Genomic DNA, 16272 nt, shown 5'->3' with positions numbered 1-16272 from the left:
TGGGAGAGTAGGACACCGCCGGACTTCTTCGTTGAAATGGCCACCCAAGGTTCTTGGGTGGCCATTTTGCGTTAACGAAGCACAACAGAATGCAGTTGCTTGTCGGGTCTACATGGCGTAGGCTCGATCTTTGGTGTGGACGCTCCATGTCCCCATCGTGATCACGGTTCCAGAGCTCCGGCTCGAGGACCGCGACGCCGACAAGAGATCTTGGGCAGGACAATCGTCCTGCGGTAATGAAGGAGAAACTACTATGGCAGCAGTGTGCCAGGTGACAGGAGCCGTTCCAGGCTTCGGTCACAACATCTCGCACTCGCACCGTCGCACGAAGCGCCGCTTCGACCCGAACGTGCAGAAGAAGACCTACTACGTGCCCTCGCTGCGTCGTAACGTCACCCTCAAGGTGTCCGCCAAGGGCATCAAGGTGATCGACGCTCGTGGCATCGAATCCGTCGTCAAGGACATTCTCGCTCGTGGGGTGAAGATCTAATGGCTAAGCAGCAGGACGTCCGTCCGATCATCAAGCTCCGTTCGACGGCCGGTACCGGTTACACGTACGTGACCAAGAAGAACCGTCGCAACAACCCCGACCGTCTCGTGCTCAAGAAGTACGACCCCGTAGTGCGCAAGCACGTTGAATTCCGAGAGGAGCGCTAACGATGGCTAAGAAGAGCAAGATCGCCCGTAACGAGCAGCGCAAGGTTATCGTCGACCGCTACGCCACGAAGCGCGCCGAACTGAAGAAGGCCCTGGTCGACCCGGCCGGCACCGACGAGTCGCGCGAGGCAGCTCGCGTCGGCCTGCAGAAGCTTCCCCGCAACGCTTCGCCGGTCCGCCTCCGCAACCGCGACGCGATCGACGGTCGCCCGCGAGGCAACCTCTCGAAGTTCGGCATCAGCCGCGTTCGCTTCCGCGACATGGCGCACAAGGGCGAGCTGCCCGGCGTCCGCAAGTCCAGCTGGTAACACCCGCTCAGCCGGAACACACATTCCGCTGACACAGCAACGCACCATCGAACGGGCCGTCCGCACTGCGGGCGGCCCGTTCGCGTACACCGTCATCGACGACAGGAGCAGCAGCTGGACGTTCGCACGCAACGCGCCATCGCACTCCTCGTCGCCGGGTGCTTCTTCATGGAGAACCTCGACGGCACGATCCTCACGACCGCCGCCCCGAGCATCGCACGCGACCTCGGTACGACCTCGACCGCAGTCGGGCTCGCCGTCACCGCGTTCCTCCTCACCGTCGCCGTCCTCATCCCCGTGAGCGGCTGGCTGACCGACCGTTTCGGCGCGAAACGCGTCTTCGCTGTCGCCATCGCCCTGTTCACGGTCGCCTCCATCCTCTGCGCCCTGAGCTCCACACTGCCGATGCTCGTCGGGTTCCGGGTCCTCCAGGGCGTGGGAGGCGCACTCATGGTTCCCGTCGGCCGGCTCGCCGTCCTCCGCGTGACCCCCAAGGACCGGCTGATCCAGGCCATCGCCCTCCTCACCTGGCCGGCGCTGGCCGCGCCGATCATCGCGCCCTTCCTCGGTGGCATCATCACCCAGTTCGCCTCGTGGCACTGGATCTTCCTCATCAACGTGCCGCTCGGCATCGCCGCATTCATCGTCGCCCTCCGCATCGTCCCCGACTTCGCTGCGGACGCGGTGCCACCGCTCGACTGGTTGGGGCTGTCGCTCAGCTGCGTCGGCCTGGCAGCGCTACTCGTCGCCGCGTCCCTCGTCACCGGCATCGGCTTCGAACCGCTCTGGTTCGCCGTGTCCCTCGCCGTCGGGGTGACGCTGCTCGGCCTCGCCGTCCGCCACCTGCTCCGAACCACGCACCCCTTCGTCGACCTCCGTTCCTTGCGCGTCGAGACGTTCCGTCTCGCGAACGCCGGCGGCAGCGTCTACCGCCTGACGATCAGTGCCGTCCCGTTCCTGCTGCCACTGCTGTTCCAGGACGCGTTCGGATGGACGCCGGTGGAAGCCGGGTCGATGGTGCTGTTCCTGTTCGCCGGGAACCTCGCCATCAAGCCCGCGACCACGTGGATGCTCCGACGGTTCGGGTTCCGACTCGTGCTCGTCTCGTCGAACGCCGTCGGGGTGCTGTGCATGGTGGCCATGGCGTTCCTGACGGCCGACACCTCCATCATCGTCATGGCGCTCCTCCTCTTCCTGAGCGGTGTGGCGCGGTCGGTCGGCTTCACGGCCTACAACACCATCACCTTCGCGGACGTCGAACCAGCGGACATGTCGCGGGCGAACACCCTGAACTCGACCCTGCAACAGGCGGCGAGCGGGTTCGGCGTCGCCGTGGGAGCGATCCTCCTGTCCGCGGGGTTCTCGCTCGAGCCGGGTTCCGGCGGGGGCGTCCTCCTGCCGTACCAGTTCGCCTTCGTCGGGATCGCCGTACTGACGCTGTTCCCGACCATCGAGGCGTGGTTGCTCTCGCGTGCCGCCGGGCACAGCGTGATCGGCGCTCGGTGAGGGCGTACGTCCGGGCCGTTCCCAGCTGGGAAACGACCGACACGCAGGTCCGTTTGTCCGCGAACAGCGGACACATCCCTGATTTCTCGCGGATTGCTGCTACATTCGAGGCGGTCACACCGACCAGTTGGTGCCGTATCAGCGACACCTTCGCTACCAACCAGTCAGCTGTACGTTGCAGCAACGTCCGAGGAGGACCCTCACAATGGCAAATTTGAACAAGACCGAACTCGTCGCCGCCATCGCCGCATCGACCGGCCAGAGCCAGGCGACCGTCGGCAGCGTTGTCGACGCGCTGTTCACCACCGTCGCTGAGACCGTCGCTAAGGGCGGCAAGGTTTCGATCCCGGGTTGGATCGCCTTCGAGCAGACCGACACCGCCGCTCGCACGGGCCGCAACCCGCAGACCGGCGCCGAGATCCAGATCCCGGCCGGCAAGCGCGTCAAGGTGACCGCCGGCTCGAAGCTCAAGGCTTCCGTCAAGTAACTCCTCGCGGACCACGGTCCGCGACGGCTCGGTCCGGACCCCACGGTTCCGGACCAGACCACGACAGCAGGGCGTCGCGAGAGCGACGCCCTGCTGTCGTTCGTGCAGGAGGACCCGTCGCCGGTACCGACGGGGTCGCCCGTCGGTCATCGACGGACGCTGCGGTGTCGGCGCATCCGCTTAGCATTACTTCCATGCGGATCCTCCACACCTCGGACTGGCACCTCGGGCGGTCGCTGCACGGCGTGGACCTCCTCCCCTTCCAGCGCACCGTCCTGGAGCACCTCGAGCAGCTCGTCGAGGAGCACTCGGTCGACGTCCTGCTCGTGGCCGGCGACATCTACGATCGCGCGATCCCGCCCGTCGAGGCCGTGACGCTCCTGTCGGAGTCGCTCGGGCGCCTGGCGGCCCGCACTCGCGTCATCCTCGCCCCGGGGAACCACGACTCCGCCATCCGTCTGGGCTTCGGAGCCGCCATGCTACGGGAGGGCATCGACATCCGAGCCGACCTCTCCCGCGTGGGGGAACCGGTCGTCGTCGACGATGAGCACGGCCCGGTCGCCTTCTACCCCTTGCCCTACCTCGACCCCGACACCGCGAGGGGTGTGCTCGGATCAAGCGACGCCCCGCTCGCCCGCTCGCATGCCGCTGTGATGGGCGCCGCCCTCGAGCGCGTGCGAGCCGACCTCGCCACACGCCGGGAGCAGCAGCCGGTGCGGTCGGTCGTCGCCGCCCACGCCTTCGTCATCGGGGGGCTCGCGAGCGACAGCGAACGCGACATCCGCATCGGCGGGGTCGACGCGGTCCCGGCTCAGCTCTTCGATGGCTTCGACTACGTCGCCCTCGGCCACCTGCACGGTGCTCAGCGCGTCGGCGCTGCGTCGGGCGGCGAGCGGATGCGCTACTCGGGGTCGCCGCTCGCGTACTCCTTCTCGGAACGGAACCAGGTGAAGTCCAGTGTGCTGGTCGAGCTCGGAGCCGACGGTTCCGTCGAGCTGCAGCTGCTTCCGGCGCCCGTCCCGCGCCGCTTGGTCGACGTGACCGGTACCCTCGCCGAGCTGGAGGGGCCCGCCGGAGACTCGGCGACCGACGCGTGGGTGCGTGCCACGGTCACCGACGACGTCCGCCCGCCGGAGCTCTACGCCGCGTTGAGCCGACGGTTCCCCCACCTGCTCGTCTGGTCGCACGCGCCGGCGAACCGTTCGGAGGACGCCCGTGCCGCGGCGGTCACGGCGATCTCCGACCCGGTGGAGGTCACCGCGGAGTTCATCGAATACGCGACGGGCGCGCCGGCGACACCGCGGGAGCGCGAGCTCATCGCGGCGGCCAACGAAGCCGCCCTCGCGATGGAGGGCAGCGCCTGATGCGACTGCACCGACTCACCCTCCAGGCCATCGGCCCATACGCCGGTGAGCACACCATCGACTTCGTCGAGCTCGGCCGCGCAGGACTCTTCCTGCTCGAGGGGCCGACCGGGGCCGGGAAGTCCACGATCATCGACGCCATCGTCTTCGGCCTGTATGGCGAGCTCGCCGGCACCGGCGCCAGCAAGGATCGACTGCACTCGCATCACGCACTCCCCGGCACGGAACCGTTCGTGGAGCTCGTGTTCGAGACCGGTTCGGGCGTGTACCGCGTGCGCCGGACGCCGGCGTATCAGCGGCCCAAGCAGCGTGGCACCGGGTTCACGCCGCAGCAGGCGAGCGCCACCCTCGTCCGCCTGACGGATCCGGACGCCGCCACCGGAGAGACCCTGTCGACGCGCGCCCAGGAGATCGGTCCCGAGATCAGCCGCATCGTCGGACTCACCCGCGAGCAGTTCGTGCAGACGATCGTCCTGCCGCAGGGCGAGTTCGCGAAGTTCCTCGCCGCGGGGGGCGAGGAGCGCAGCGAGCTGTTGCGGTCGCTCTTCGGGACGGAGCACTACGAGCGGCTCGCGAAGCACCTCGTGGAGCAACGACGGCAGGCGCAGCGCGACATCGAAGGCGCCAAGGAGGCGCTCGGACGAGCGATCGCCCGGTTCGCCGGGGCCGCGGAACTCGACGACGCCCGAGCACTCGTGGATGCTGCGGGGTCGGACCGCTCAAGTGGAGCGGACCCCACCGCGCTCGAGCTCGCGGTACCTGATCCCGGGACGAGCACCGAGGCCGGTCCCGACGCAGACGCCGAGCCCGCTGTCGACGCCGAGCTGGCCGCCCTCGCGGTGCCGCTCGAAGCCGATTCGCCGGACCTCCTCCTCGACGCCCGAGGCGTGGTCGCCGTCCTCGAGCGTCTCGCCGTCTCGGACGCTGCTGCCGCCACCGAGGTGCGGCAGGCGCTCGATCAGGCTCGGTCCGAACACGCCGCCGCGACGACGCTGCTCGCGGCGGTCGACCGCCGCGCCGAGCTGCTGCGGGAGCGCGAGTTGCTCGCGATCGACGACGAGCCCGTCGCCGCCCTCACCGAACGGATCGCGGCGGCCACGCGCGCCGAGACGGTCGCATCCTCGATGGCCGGAGCCACGACGGCCGCCACCGCGCTCGACGACGCGACCGAGGCACTCGCCGAGGTGGAGCGGCGCACGGACGAACGGATCGTCGCCTTGGACGACGCGGGGCTGGCGTCGCGTCGCGAGGCGATCACCGTCGAGCGCGCGGGCCTGACCGCGGTGCTCGCGCTCGAGGCCGGCACCGAAGAACGCCAGCTGACTCTCGACGGCCTCCGCGCCGAACTCGCCCAGCTCGACGACCGGCTCGCGGAACTGGCTGAGGAACAGACCCGACGGGACGCCCGTCGAGCGGCCCTCACAGAAGCGCCGCAACGCGCCTCGGACGCCGCCGCCACGCTGGAGCGCGCAAGGGCTTCGGTGGCGCGAGCCGCTGAACGCCGGACGGCGCTCGACCAGGTGGACGCCGCGGATGTGCGCCTCACCGGACTCACCGCACGGTTCACCAATGCGGCGGCAGCGGCGAAGACCGCGGTCGAAGCCGAGACCGCTCTCCGGCTCCGCCGGATCGGCGGGATGGCAGGCGAGCTCGCGGCAGGTCTGGTCGACGGTGAGCCGTGCAGCGTCTGCGGTTCGCTCAGCCACCCGGCCCCCGCCGCGCTCGCCGGCGATCACCCCGACGCTGACGCGGTCGAGGCGGCCGCCGCCGCGCGCGACGAGGCCGAGACGGCCCTGCAGGCGGCACAGCAGGCCCGTGACCTCGCGCTCGCCGAGCGTCGACGCCTCGTCGAGACGGTCCTGACGCTCGCCGCCGACAGCGGTGAGGACCGCGCCGAGGCCGAGGCAGCGGACACGGGATCCGAGCCCGACCACGACACCGAGCCGGTGTCCGCGCCGGACGGCTTCGACCCAGCGGCGGCCAGGAGCGAGGTCGACGCCGCGGTCGACGCTGCCGAGCGGCAGCGCACGGAGGCCGCCTCCGCTGCGGAACACGCGCAGGCCGAGCTCGCGGAGGCCGCTCGGCTCGCCGAGGAACACCTCGCCGGGGTGGTCGCGGAGTCGGGCCTCGTCGCCGAGCGGGCGACGCTGATCGAGCGGTCGGCGTCGGCTGAACGCGCTCACGAGCAGGCCCGTGTCGAGGTGCTCAGGGTCCTGGACGACCGGGCTCCGTCGCTGGCCGAGCTGGACGCCCTGCTCGCCTCCGGACTCGCCGCGCTCGCCGCGCTCGCCGGCGCGCGCACGTTCCTCGCGGAACGGCGTCAGCGCGACGCGGAACGGTCCGTGGAGCTGGAGGCGGCGCTCGAGCGCGCCGGCTTCCCGGACCGGGCGGCAGCGGAGGCGGCGGCGATGAGCGGCGTGGAGCGCGCGAACGCCGAGGCGCGGGTCGCCGACCATGTGCGTCACACGACGGCGAACGCCCAGGCCCTCGCGAGCCCGAGCATCGTCGAGGCGGCGGATGCCAAGGCCCCGGACGTCGAGGCCACGGCTCGACGCTTGGCGGAGGCCGAGGCGGCGTCGGGGGCGGCGACGGCTGCGGCCGCGGTGTCGGCACGACGCGCCAGCAACGCGGCGACGGCCTGCGCCGCACTCGAAGCAGCGGCGGAGGAGAACGCCGAGGCGGTCAGAGAGGCCGCGGCCGTGGTGCGCCTCGCCGACGTGGTGTCCGCCTCCGGCAGTGAGAACGCCACCCGGGTGACGCTCGGCACCTACGTCCTGCTGCGCCGCTTCGAGGACGTCGTCGCGGCGGCGAACGCCCGCCTCGAATCGATGTCGGGCGGCCGCTACGAGCTCGTCAGAAGCGACCTCAAGGAGGGGCCGTCCCGCAGCCAGAGGGTCGGCCTGTCGCTCACCGTCCACGACCACCGGACCGATCGCCGACGCGACCCGAAGTCGCTCTCCGGCGGCGAGACCTTCTACGCGTCCCTCTGCCTGGCGCTCGGGCTCGCCGACGTCGTCACCGGTGAGGCCGGTGGCGTCGAACTCGGCACGCTCTTCGTCGACGAGGGCTTCGGCAGTCTCGACCCGGAGACCCTCGACACGGTGATGGCCGAACTCGGCCGTCTCTCTGCGGGCGGACGGGTGGTCGGTGTCGTCAGTCACGTCGAGGAGATGAAGCAGCGCATCGGCGAACGGATCGAGGTGCGTCGTTTGGAGGACGGCTCGTCCACCCTGCTCGTACGGGCGTGAGTGGCGTCCCACTTGCGGTCCGGGTTCCCAGCGGCGCCGCGTAGGCTTGCACCGTGAATCGTGCCGTCCGCCTCGCAGGTCCCGCCCTGCTGCTCCTCGTGGCGGTGGCGACCCTCCTCGCGGGTCTCGCCTTCGGTGGCGGTGCCGACGCCCAGTTGCTGGGCGATCCCGGTGCGGTCGTCCGCTGGGGCCTGCCCGTCGCGCAGCTGCTCGTGAACCTCAGCGCGGCCGTCACCATCGGTGCGCTGCTCATGTCCTGTTGGGCGCTCAGCCCGGATCGTCGCGAATACGGGGCGGCGCTCGACGTCGCTGCGGCGGGCGCAGCGGTGTTCACCGTCGCCGCCGGCGTGACCGGGTTCTTCACCTTCCTCAACGTCACGCAGGTGCCGCTCACCTTCGACGACGCGTTCGGCGCCAAACTCAGCCTGTTCTTCACGAGCATCGAGTCCGGTCAGGCCTGGCTCCAGACCACGCTCATCGCCGCGGCCGTGACGGTCCTCTGCTTCGCCGTCCGCAACCACACCGTGCTCGTGTTCGTGTTCGGGCTGTCGCTCGTCTCGCTCCTGCCGATGGCCCAGCAGGGGCACTCGGCTGAGGCCAGCGGGCACAACGCGGCCGTCACCGCGCTCGGTCTGCACCTCGTGTTCGCCGCCATCTGGCTCGGCGGACTGCTGACACTCGTGTTCATCCGCAAGACCCTCGAAGACGGCCGACTCGCGCCCGTGCTCCTGCGCTACTCGACGGTCGCCCTGGTGTCGTTCGTCGTCGTCGCGGTGTCCGGGTACGTGAGTGCCGAGCTCCGCATCGGCTCGCTCGACCGCCTGGGCACGCCCTACGGCATCCTCGTCCTGGTCAAGGTCTTCGCGCTCCTGGCGCTCGGCCTCTTCGGTGCGCTGCAGCGTCGGGTGCTCATCGGGCGCATCGAGCGGTCGGCGGCGGAGCGCGCGACCACCGCCACCACCCGTACCGGCACGTTCTGGTGGCTCGTCGCCCTCGAACTCGGCTTCATGGGCATCGCGTCAGGGGCCGCCGCGGCCCTGGCGAAGACTGCTCCGCCCGTCGACCAGGCGATCCCGAGCACACCCACCCCGGCCGTCCTGCTCACCGGTGAGGAGCTGCCGCCCGAGCTGACGTTCGCGCGCTACTTCACCGAATGGAACATCGATCTCCTGTGGCTGCTGGCCTGCGCGTTCGGCATCTTCTTCTATCTCGCCGGCGTCGTCCGCCTCCATCGCCGTGGCGACTCCTGGCCGGTCCTGCGTACGGTGAGCTGGGTGCTCGGGCTGCTCGTGCTCTTCTACCTCACCTGCGGCGGCATCAACGTCTACCAGCCCTACCTCTTCAGCGTGCACATGCTCGGCCACATGGGCCTCACCATGCTCGTGCCGGTGCTGCTCGTCCCCGGCGCGCCGGTGACCCTGCTCGCGCGGGCCGTCCGCAAGCGCCAGGACGATTCCCGTGGTGGTCGCGAATGGGTGCTGCTCGCCGTGCACTCGAAGTTCGCGGGCGTGATCTCGAACCCCATCGTCACCGCGGTGCTGTTCGCCGGGTCGCTGTGGGTGTTCTACTACACGCCGTTGTTCCGCTGGTCGATGGAGGACCACATCGGTCACGAGTGGATGGTGGTGCACTTCCTCATCACCGGGTATCTCTTCGTCCAATCGCTCATCGGCATCGACCCGGTCCCGTACCGACTGCCGTATCCGATGCGGCTGCTCTTGCTCTTCGCGACGATGGCGTTCCACGCCTTCTTCGGTCTCGCGATCATCTCCTCCACCGGACTCTTCCTCGCCGACTGGTTCGGGGCGATGGGGCGGACCTGGGGGCAGGCCCCGTTGCTCGACCAGCAGACGGGTGGCGGCATCGCCTGGAGTGTGGGCGAGATCCCGACGCTCGCCCTCGCCGTGGCCGTCGCGATCTCGTGGAGCAAGAGCGACGCGAAGGACCAGAAACGCCTCGACCGCAACGCCGACCGGACGAACGACGCCGAACTCAACGAGTACAACGAGCGTCTCGCCCGGATGGCCGCGAACGACACCCGCTCCTAGCGGGCGGGCCTCAGCGGAGGTCGATGTAGAGGGAGCCGTCGTTCCGGATGGTGACGAACGCCGACAGCGTGAACGGCACGTCTTCGTCCAGGGTCGAGACGGTCCCGTCGAAGAGTGACTTCACGGCGACGACGATATGGGCGGCGCCGCCGGTCGCGGGCATCTGCCAGCCGATGTCGCCCGGCTGGACGTCGACGACGGGGTAGCTCGCGATGGACCAGACGGGGAGGTCGTCGACGCGGTCGCGGATCAGCATGCCGAACGGGCACCCCGTGGGTTGGAGCACCTGCTGGGCGGCGCATCCGTCGAGGTACTCGTTGACCTGCGTCTGCACCTCGGAGAGGAACCCGGGGGTGGCGCTCGCCGTCACCTCGGCGTCGACGACACTCGCGACCTCGGTCGTCGTGGCCGTGTCCACGGACGCCGTCAGGTACGGGGTGTCGACCGAGAAGTCCACACTGCCCGGGGTGAAGGTGAGGAGCGGGACAGTGGAGGTGAAAGCGCCCTCCGACCCCGCAGCCACGCGGCGGCTGTCGAGCTCGAAGCCGTTCGCCAGGAATCCGGTGGTGTGCGCGACGGTCAGCCGGACGACGCTCAGGGGGCTCGTCTCGAATCGCCAGGACGGGAAGAGGCCGAAGGTGCGTTCGCCGCTCATGATCGAGAAGGCGGTGCGGTGCGGCTGGCCGGCGAGCCGGTAGGAGAAGGTCACCTCGTGGGTCCCGGCGGCGGTCGTGACGTCGGACACGAGCCGGACGTTCTCGATCGTGCCGAGCGCTTCGCTGCGGAGCAGGGCGTCCGAGCTGTCGGCGGGGAGGCCGGCCTCCTCGAGTTCCGCAGAGCTCAGCGCGACCCCGGGGAGCGCGAGTGCCGAGGCCGCGTCATCGGCGGCGAGTGCTTGGAGGTAGCTTCGCGCGAACGATCCGGCACCGTAGACGTCCCGGGCGACGGCCGACCAGGCGGAGAGGATGGCGGCTGTGAGCAGCGCGGCGATGCAGAGCCACAGCACGACGGCGCGCACGAGTGCACCGCGCACCGCCCCCGGGCGTCGCAGCTCCCCACGTGTCGCGACATGGCTCATCCCCACATCCTAGGCGGGTGCCTCGCGTAGGATTGGAGGGCGAAAACGGGAGGGAACCGAAGCACCATGAGCGTAGCCCTCTCCGCCGAGCAGCAAGCCGTCTTCGACCGCATCGAGAGCACCCGCGAGCACCTGTTCGTCACGGGTCGAGCGGGCACCGGCAAGTCGACGTTGCTCAACCACCTCGCGTGGAACACCTCGAAGCAGTTGGCCATCTGCGCACCGACCGGCGTCGCCGCCCTGAACGTCGGCGGCCAGACCATCCACTCGCTGTTCCGGTTGCCGATCGGGCTCATCGCCGACCACACGATCGATCAGAACGACCAGACCCGGAAGCTCCTCAACGCGATCGACACGCTCGTGGTCGACGAGGTCTCCATGGTGAGCGCCGACCTCATGGACGCCATGGACCGGAGCCTCCGCCAGGCCCGGCAGCGGCCGCGTGAGCCGTTCGGCGGCGTGCAGATCGTCCTGTTCGGCGACCCGTACCAGCTCGCCCCGGTGCCGGGGAGCCTCGAAGAGCGGGCGTACATCGCCGACACCTACCGCTCGTTCTGGTTCTTCGACGCGAAGGTGTGGTCCGAGACGCCGCTGCAGCTCGTCGAGTTGACGGAGATCCACCGTCAGCACGAGGCCGAGTTCAAGTACCTGCTCAACGGGGTCCGACACGGGCAGGTCACCGCGGAGATGGCGGGGCGCCTGAACGGCATGGGCGCGCGCACCCCACCCGAGGACGGCGTCATCACGCTCGCGAGTCGCAACGACACCGTCGACCGCATCAACAAGGCCGCGCTCGCGAAGCTCGACGGCAAGCCGCTCACCGCCAACGCCGAGGTCTCCGGCGACTTCGGCGGCCGGGCGTTCCCGGCCGACGAGGCGCTCGACCTCAAGGTCGGTGCGCAGGTCATGTTCCTCCGCAACGACAGCGAACGTCGCTGGGTGAACGGCACGCTCGGGACCGTGGTGAAGATCGACTCCACCGTGTGGGTCGAGGTCGACGGCGAGCAGTTCGAGGTCGAGCCGGCCACCTGGGAGAAGTACAAGTACTCCTACTCCGCGGTGACGAAGCAGCTGAAGCGCGACATCGTGGCGGAGTTCACCCAGTTCCCGCTGCGGCTCGCGTGGGCGGTCACGATCCACAAGTCCCAGGGCAAGACCTACGACCGCGCCATCGTCGACCTCGGAAGCCGCGCGTTCAGTCCCGGGCAGAGCTACGTCGCGCTCAGCCGGATCTCGACGCTCGACGGGCTCTACCTTTCGCGGCCGCTGCGCCCGAGCGACATCATCGTCGACACCGACGTGAAGCGGTTCATGTCGGGGCAGTAGCGTTTCGTTGGCCCATTTCTGGGTGAATCGCCGTTCGTTCGCCCAGAAATGGGCGACCGAACGGGGCCGGTGACCCTACGCTTGTCGCTTATGACGCATCCGATGCCGCAGGGCCAGCCGCAGCCCGGTCCGATCACCGCCTGGCGCACGCTCGAGCTGCACACCAGCAAGCCGCCGTTCGCCGGGTACTGGGGGTTCATCCCGCTCGTCGTCCGCATCGACGGCTTCGAGCACCGTCCGAGCTGGGGTCCGTCGCAGTTCACGGTGCCCGCCGATCGGCCCGTGCACGTGGCGTGCTCGATGGCGTGGCTGTGGGAGTTCGGCCATGCCGACTACCTGCTGCACCCGGGTGAGGCGCCGACGCTCGACTACATCGCGCCGGCGCAGCAGTGGGTCTCGGGATCGCTCGCGCCGCGCGGCCAGGCGGTCATCAAGGGACGCGGCGCGCAGATCGCCGTGTACGCGGTGCTCGCGCTCGTCTTCGTCGCCATGTTCGGCGTTCTGGCGCTCTCGCTGACGATGTAGTCGGAGGTGACCTCACGACTCAGGCGACGGCGGTGGCCTTCGCGGTCGCGAGGTCGCGGAAGAGGTCGGTGTTGAAGCGGTAGGCCACCATGACCTCTTCGATCACGCGGGCCTGCTCGTCGTCGTCCCACGGCACGGCGTCGAGTTGCTCGCGGTAGGTGTCCTTGAACTCGCGCGGCTTCGCGATGTCGCCGAAGAGGTAGAAGCCGACGCCGTTGGTGTCGAAGCCGAACTGACGCTGCATGAGCGTGCGGATGATCTGCCCGCCGGAGAGGTCGCCGAGGTAGCGGGTGTAGTGGTGCGCGACGAAGCCGCCCGGCCAGATCGCGCCGACCTCGTTGATGCGAGCCACGTAGCGGGCGGTGGTCGGGAGCGGGGTGATCTGCTCGCGCCAGTCCGGCCCGATGAGGAATTCGAGGTCCTGCACGATCGCGGGGAGTCGCGTGAGCTTGTCGCTGATGAACGGCGCGGCGACGGCGTCGGCGCGCATGCGGTCGGCGGCGGCCTCGAGTGCTTCGTAGATGAAGAAGTGCTGGGCCACGAGGGCCACGTAGTCCGCCTTCGACCCCTTCCCGGTCATGAGGTCGCCCATGAAGTCGGCGCCCTCGCTGGAGGCGTGTCCGGCGGAGGTGCGCTCGCGCAGTGCCTGGGAGAAGGGGATCACAGTGCTCATGTCGGACTCCACGTCGGCGTTGTCGGTAAGGGTTGCCTAAGTGTAGCCGTCTGCGCTCTCGGAGGGGAGGGCGATTCGGCGGGGGTGGGGCTGATCAGTGGCTGCTGTGCAGGGAACCGTGCGGAACCGCGAACGCACCGGCTCGGGTCTGAGCGAGCGCCGGCGTCGTGAGTGCCGTCACCACCGCGGCGCCTGCGAGCAGGGTGAGCACGTAGCGCCCGGTGCTCGGTGCCGGACGCGGGCGGCGGTTCCGTCGGGCCACCAGCTCGTCCAGCTCGAGTTCCTCCGGTGCCGTCGCGGCGAGCGTCAGCCTCCGGAGCCGCCTCGCGAGCACGCCGGCCACCGCCAGCAGCAGCACCGTCGACGACAGTGTCGGGAGGAACGGCGGGACCGTCGTGACGCCCACGGAGGCCAGGCCGTACAGGGTCACCCACACGACGACCGTGCCGACCGCGCCGACGAAGGACGCCCGGAGCCCAGGCACGCGGTCCCGGACGAGGACCACGACGGCCCAGAGCAGGGCGCCGACCCCGAGCGAGACGAGCGGTACCGCACCGACGGGCGAGGACCCGGCGCCGGTCGCGATCAACACGAGACCGGCACCGAGGGCGGCCATCGCCAGCAGGCTATTCGCGATCGAGGTCGTCCCGGAGTGGGCCGTGACGTCGTCGTGCACCCGGGCGGTCACGCGTGCGGTCGACGTGGACATGTCAGGCCGTCGCCACCCGCGACACGCGCTTGTCGGCGGCGAGTCCCGCACCGAGCAGGACCACCGCGCTCGCGAGGTGGAGGAAGTGGTCGGCGGTGTTCAGCGCGAGGACGTTGAACGCCGATCCGACGATGAAGAACCCGACGACGCCGAGCAGCAGGTAGAACGCTCCGATGACCGTGTTGACGGTCTTGGCCGCGACCGCGCTCGACAGGCCCGCGATGAGCAGGGCGGCACCGATGAGCACGTGTGCGATGTTGTGCAGCGGGTTGACCTCGAAGATGCCGAGGAGGAGGCCACCCTCGGTGGTGAGGAACGGCAGGCCGCCGGCGACGATGCCGCCGAGGAGTCCGACCACCACGTAGACCGCGCCGAAGACGGTGGCGAGGAGCCGGTTGGGAGAGTGACGCATGTGAACCTCCTGAAGTCCGTCTGGCCTCGGGGCTTCCCGAGGCATGGAGGAGTTCGGAGGTCGGACGCTCGCTGGTTTGGTCGGCGCCCTCGCTCACTCGTGCGGGCGGGGCTCCACACCGAGGCGCTCGCAAGCCGTGTCGTACAGGGCCACGACCTCGCGCCGGATCTCGCCGCGCTCGGTGATCGTTCCCGCCGGCCAGGGCACCCAGCCGCCGGCTGCAGTCCCGTCGACCGTCCACGTCCACTCGCCGCCCGTCTCGTCGAGCGAGATCATCGTGGCGGCCTCAGCGGCGGGTTCGAGGAACGCGCGCACGATGAGCAGGTTGTCGTCGGGGTGGTCGCCGTTCATGTGCGCCAGGACGGCGTCGACGGTGGACTGCGGGAACAGGTTCGAGGTCACCTCTCCAGGGAACACCATCATCGACCGGCGCACCAGGGCCGTGGGCGAGGTGCCGGGCGCGCGGCGCGCGACCGCTGCTCCCAGCCGAGCCCGGTTACAATCGGGAGCAGTCTGCAGTCCGGCAGGCCGCTCATCAGGGGGATGACTTGACTGCAACAGCTTCGAGGCGCAGACGCCTCGCCGCCTTCTTCACGGCGGCGACGCTCGCGACGGTGCTCGTCGGCTGCTCGGGACCCTCGGTGTCCGACACCGACTTCCCCGATCAGGTGAGCGGTGCCCTGGCCGGCGACACGACCGACGCCATCACGGCTGCGGTCGAATCCGCCGTCGCCCAGTCCGGTTCCTCCGGAGCCATCGTCGGCGTCTGGGCTCCCTGGGCCGGGAGCTACACGGCGGGCGTCGGCACGACGGAACCGGGCGGCAAGACCAAGATGGATCCGTCCATGGTCTACCGCATCGCCGACACCACGCGTCCCATGACCTGCACGGTGCTCCTGGAGCTCGTGGACGAGGGCAAGATCAAGCTCACCGACGAGGTCAACAAGACCCTCCCGCAGATCCAGGGCATCGACGGCATCACCTTCCAGCAGCTCTGCCAGGGGACCTCGGGGCTCGGCACGTACACGCCTGCCCTCAACGCGCAGTTCGTCACGAACCCGACCCGGAACTGGTCGATGGCCGAGATCCTCGCGAACGGCCTGGCGAGTGGTTCGCGCACGGCCCCCGGCGCGCTCTTCGGCTCGAGCGACACCGGCTACATCCTGCTCGGGATGGCGCTCGAAGAACTCACCGGGCAGTCGTGGCAGTCCCTCTACGACCACTACATCTTCTCGCCGCTCGGCATGTCGAAGTCCAGCTTCCCCGACGCCGCCACGGTCACGCTTCCCGGTCCGCACCCGAAGGGGTACCTGACGCCGCGCATCGCCGACGGCACCTTCCAGTGCGACACCCCGACGGACGAGACCGAACTCTCCCCGTCCATGGTGTGGACCGCGGGCGGCGTCGTCTCCTCGGTCGACGACCTGCGCAAGTTCACCCAGTCCTTCGCCTCGGGTTCGCTGTTGAACGACAGCACCTACAAGAAGCAGTGGAAGGACCCGGTCGCCCTCGGCGACGACCAGCCGACGTGGAAGACGTTCGGTGTCGGTGGCGTGCAGCTCGGGCCGCTCCGCGGTCAGGCCGGATCGATGCCCGGGTCGCTCTCCGCGGCCTTCGCCGATCCGACGTCCGGCCTCACGGTCGTCGTCATGCTGAACAACTCCACGCTCGGCGCCGGCTTCGTGCAGGCGCTGGCGATGGAACTCGCGTCCATCGGTGCCAAGGCGGCGCCGGCGAGTGGGCAGAAGGCTCCGGAGATCGCGCTCCCGTGGTCGGAGCAGCAGATGGCCGAACAGCTCGCCGCCTCGGCGATGGTCTGCGCGCCGCCAGTCGCCCCCGCCGGGTAGCGTGATCGGTCTTCGCAGCCGCAGCGTGGCGCTGGATCGTGGCACGATGACGGTTTCCGGGGGCCGCTGAGCGACGCTGCTCCC

16 protein-coding genes are annotated in these 16272 nt (G+C 69.7%); 11 read left to right on the top strand and 5 right to left on the bottom strand.

The genetic code is table 11. The annotated features are described in order from the left end of the window. Window positions 1-253 precede the first annotated feature (253 nt). From rpmB to ITJ57_RS18525, 8 genes are all read left to right on the top strand, one after another. Complete coding sequence (gene rpmB, locus ITJ57_RS18560) at window positions 254-490, top strand: 50S ribosomal protein L28 (RefSeq protein ID WP_056010522.1); 237 nt, start codon at window positions 254-256, stop codon at window positions 488-490. Continuing rightward, window positions 490-657, top strand: a complete 168-nt coding sequence (gene rpmG, locus ITJ57_RS18555) for a 50S ribosomal protein L33 (RefSeq protein ID WP_056010525.1) — start codon at window positions 490-492, stop codon at window positions 655-657. Before rpmB ends, rpmG begins: the two co-directional genes overlap by 1 nt. 2 nt (window positions 658-659) lie before the next feature. Continuing rightward, the gene (gene rpsN / locus ITJ57_RS18550) at window positions 660-965 is read left to right on the top strand and encodes a 30S ribosomal protein S14 (RefSeq protein ID WP_056010528.1); all 306 of its coding nucleotides are present in this window, start codon (window positions 660-662) and stop codon (window positions 963-965) included. 114 nt (window positions 966-1079) lie between these two features. After that, window positions 1080-2471 carry an MFS transporter gene (locus ITJ57_RS18545; RefSeq protein ID WP_255515391.1) on the top strand — a complete coding sequence of 464 codons (1392 nt, stop codon included), beginning with the start codon at window positions 1080-1082 and terminating at the stop codon, window positions 2469-2471. Window positions 2472-2676: 205 nt separating this feature from the next. Next, window positions 2677-2958: an HU family DNA-binding protein gene (locus ITJ57_RS18540; RefSeq protein ID WP_056010531.1), complete on the top strand. Its 282-nt coding sequence runs from the start codon at window positions 2677-2679 to the stop codon at window positions 2956-2958. Window positions 2959-3152: 194 nt separating this feature from the next. Then, on the top strand, window positions 3153-4322 hold the full coding sequence (locus ITJ57_RS18535; protein ID WP_194671440.1) for an exonuclease SbcCD subunit D: 1170 nt from the start codon (window positions 3153-3155) through the stop codon (window positions 4320-4322). After that, entirely contained in the window at window positions 4322-7570 is a 3249-nt protein-coding gene (locus tag ITJ57_RS18530) for an AAA family ATPase (RefSeq protein ID WP_194671439.1), read from the top strand. Before ITJ57_RS18535 ends, ITJ57_RS18530 begins: the two co-directional genes overlap by 1 nt. A 53-nt stretch (window positions 7571-7623) precedes the next feature. Continuing rightward, on the top strand, window positions 7624-9618 hold the full coding sequence (locus ITJ57_RS18525) for a cytochrome c oxidase assembly protein (RefSeq protein ID WP_370582500.1): 1995 nt from the start codon (window positions 7624-7626) through the stop codon (window positions 9616-9618). A 10-nt stretch (window positions 9619-9628) separates the two neighbouring features. On the opposite strand, the gene ITJ57_RS18520 is transcribed toward ITJ57_RS18525, so the two are convergent. Further along, window positions 9629-10696, bottom strand: a complete 1068-nt coding sequence (locus ITJ57_RS18520; protein ID WP_194671438.1) for a hypothetical protein — start codon at window positions 10694-10696, stop codon at window positions 9629-9631. A 66-nt stretch (window positions 10697-10762) separates the two neighbouring features. Between ITJ57_RS18520 and ITJ57_RS18515 the strand changes: the two genes are divergently transcribed. Together ITJ57_RS18515 and ITJ57_RS18510 are read left to right on the top strand one after the other, a co-directional pair. Then, window positions 10763-12022 (top strand): ATP-dependent RecD-like DNA helicase, encoded by a 1260-nt coding sequence (locus ITJ57_RS18515; protein WP_056010540.1) that lies wholly within the window; start codon window positions 10763-10765, stop codon window positions 12020-12022. A gap of 90 nt (window positions 12023-12112) precedes the next feature. Beyond that, window positions 12113-12547, top strand: a complete 435-nt coding sequence (locus ITJ57_RS18510) for a hypothetical protein (RefSeq protein ID WP_194671437.1) — start codon at window positions 12113-12115, stop codon at window positions 12545-12547. Between the two features lie 19 nt (window positions 12548-12566). Here the strand turns inward: ITJ57_RS18510 and ITJ57_RS18505 are convergent, their stop codons facing one another. From ITJ57_RS18505 to ITJ57_RS18490, 4 genes are all read right to left on the bottom strand, one after another. Next, entirely contained in the window at window positions 12567-13220 is a 654-nt protein-coding gene (locus tag ITJ57_RS18505) for a heme oxygenase (biliverdin-producing) (protein ID WP_056782297.1), read from the bottom strand. 94 nt (window positions 13221-13314) lie between these two features. Beyond that, window positions 13315-13929, bottom strand: coding sequence for a hypothetical protein (locus tag ITJ57_RS18500; protein ID WP_194671436.1), 615 nt, complete (start codon window positions 13927-13929; stop codon window positions 13315-13317). A gap of 1 nt (window position 13930) precedes the next feature. Further along, window positions 13931-14341: a DUF4383 domain-containing protein gene (locus tag ITJ57_RS18495; RefSeq protein ID WP_194671435.1), complete on the bottom strand. Its 411-nt coding sequence runs from the start codon at window positions 14339-14341 to the stop codon at window positions 13931-13933. A 93-nt stretch (window positions 14342-14434) separates the two neighbouring features. Further along, complete coding sequence (locus ITJ57_RS18490; RefSeq protein ID WP_370582499.1) at window positions 14435-14743, bottom strand: DUF2470 domain-containing protein; 309 nt, start codon at window positions 14741-14743, stop codon at window positions 14435-14437. 146 nt (window positions 14744-14889) lie between these two features. Between ITJ57_RS18490 and ITJ57_RS18485 the strand changes: the two genes are divergently transcribed. After that, the gene (locus tag ITJ57_RS18485) at window positions 14890-16188 is read left to right on the top strand and encodes a serine hydrolase (protein WP_194671434.1); all 1299 of its coding nucleotides are present in this window, start codon (window positions 14890-14892) and stop codon (window positions 16186-16188) included. Window positions 16189-16272 lie beyond the last annotated feature (84 nt).

It is taken from the genome of Plantibacter sp. VKM Ac-2880 (genome assembly GCF_015351235.1).
Classification (GTDB): Bacteria; Actinomycetota; Actinomycetes; order Actinomycetales; family Microbacteriaceae; genus Plantibacter.
Note: the sequence above shows the minus strand (reverse complement) of the source record. Positions and strands in the feature narration are given on the sequence as shown.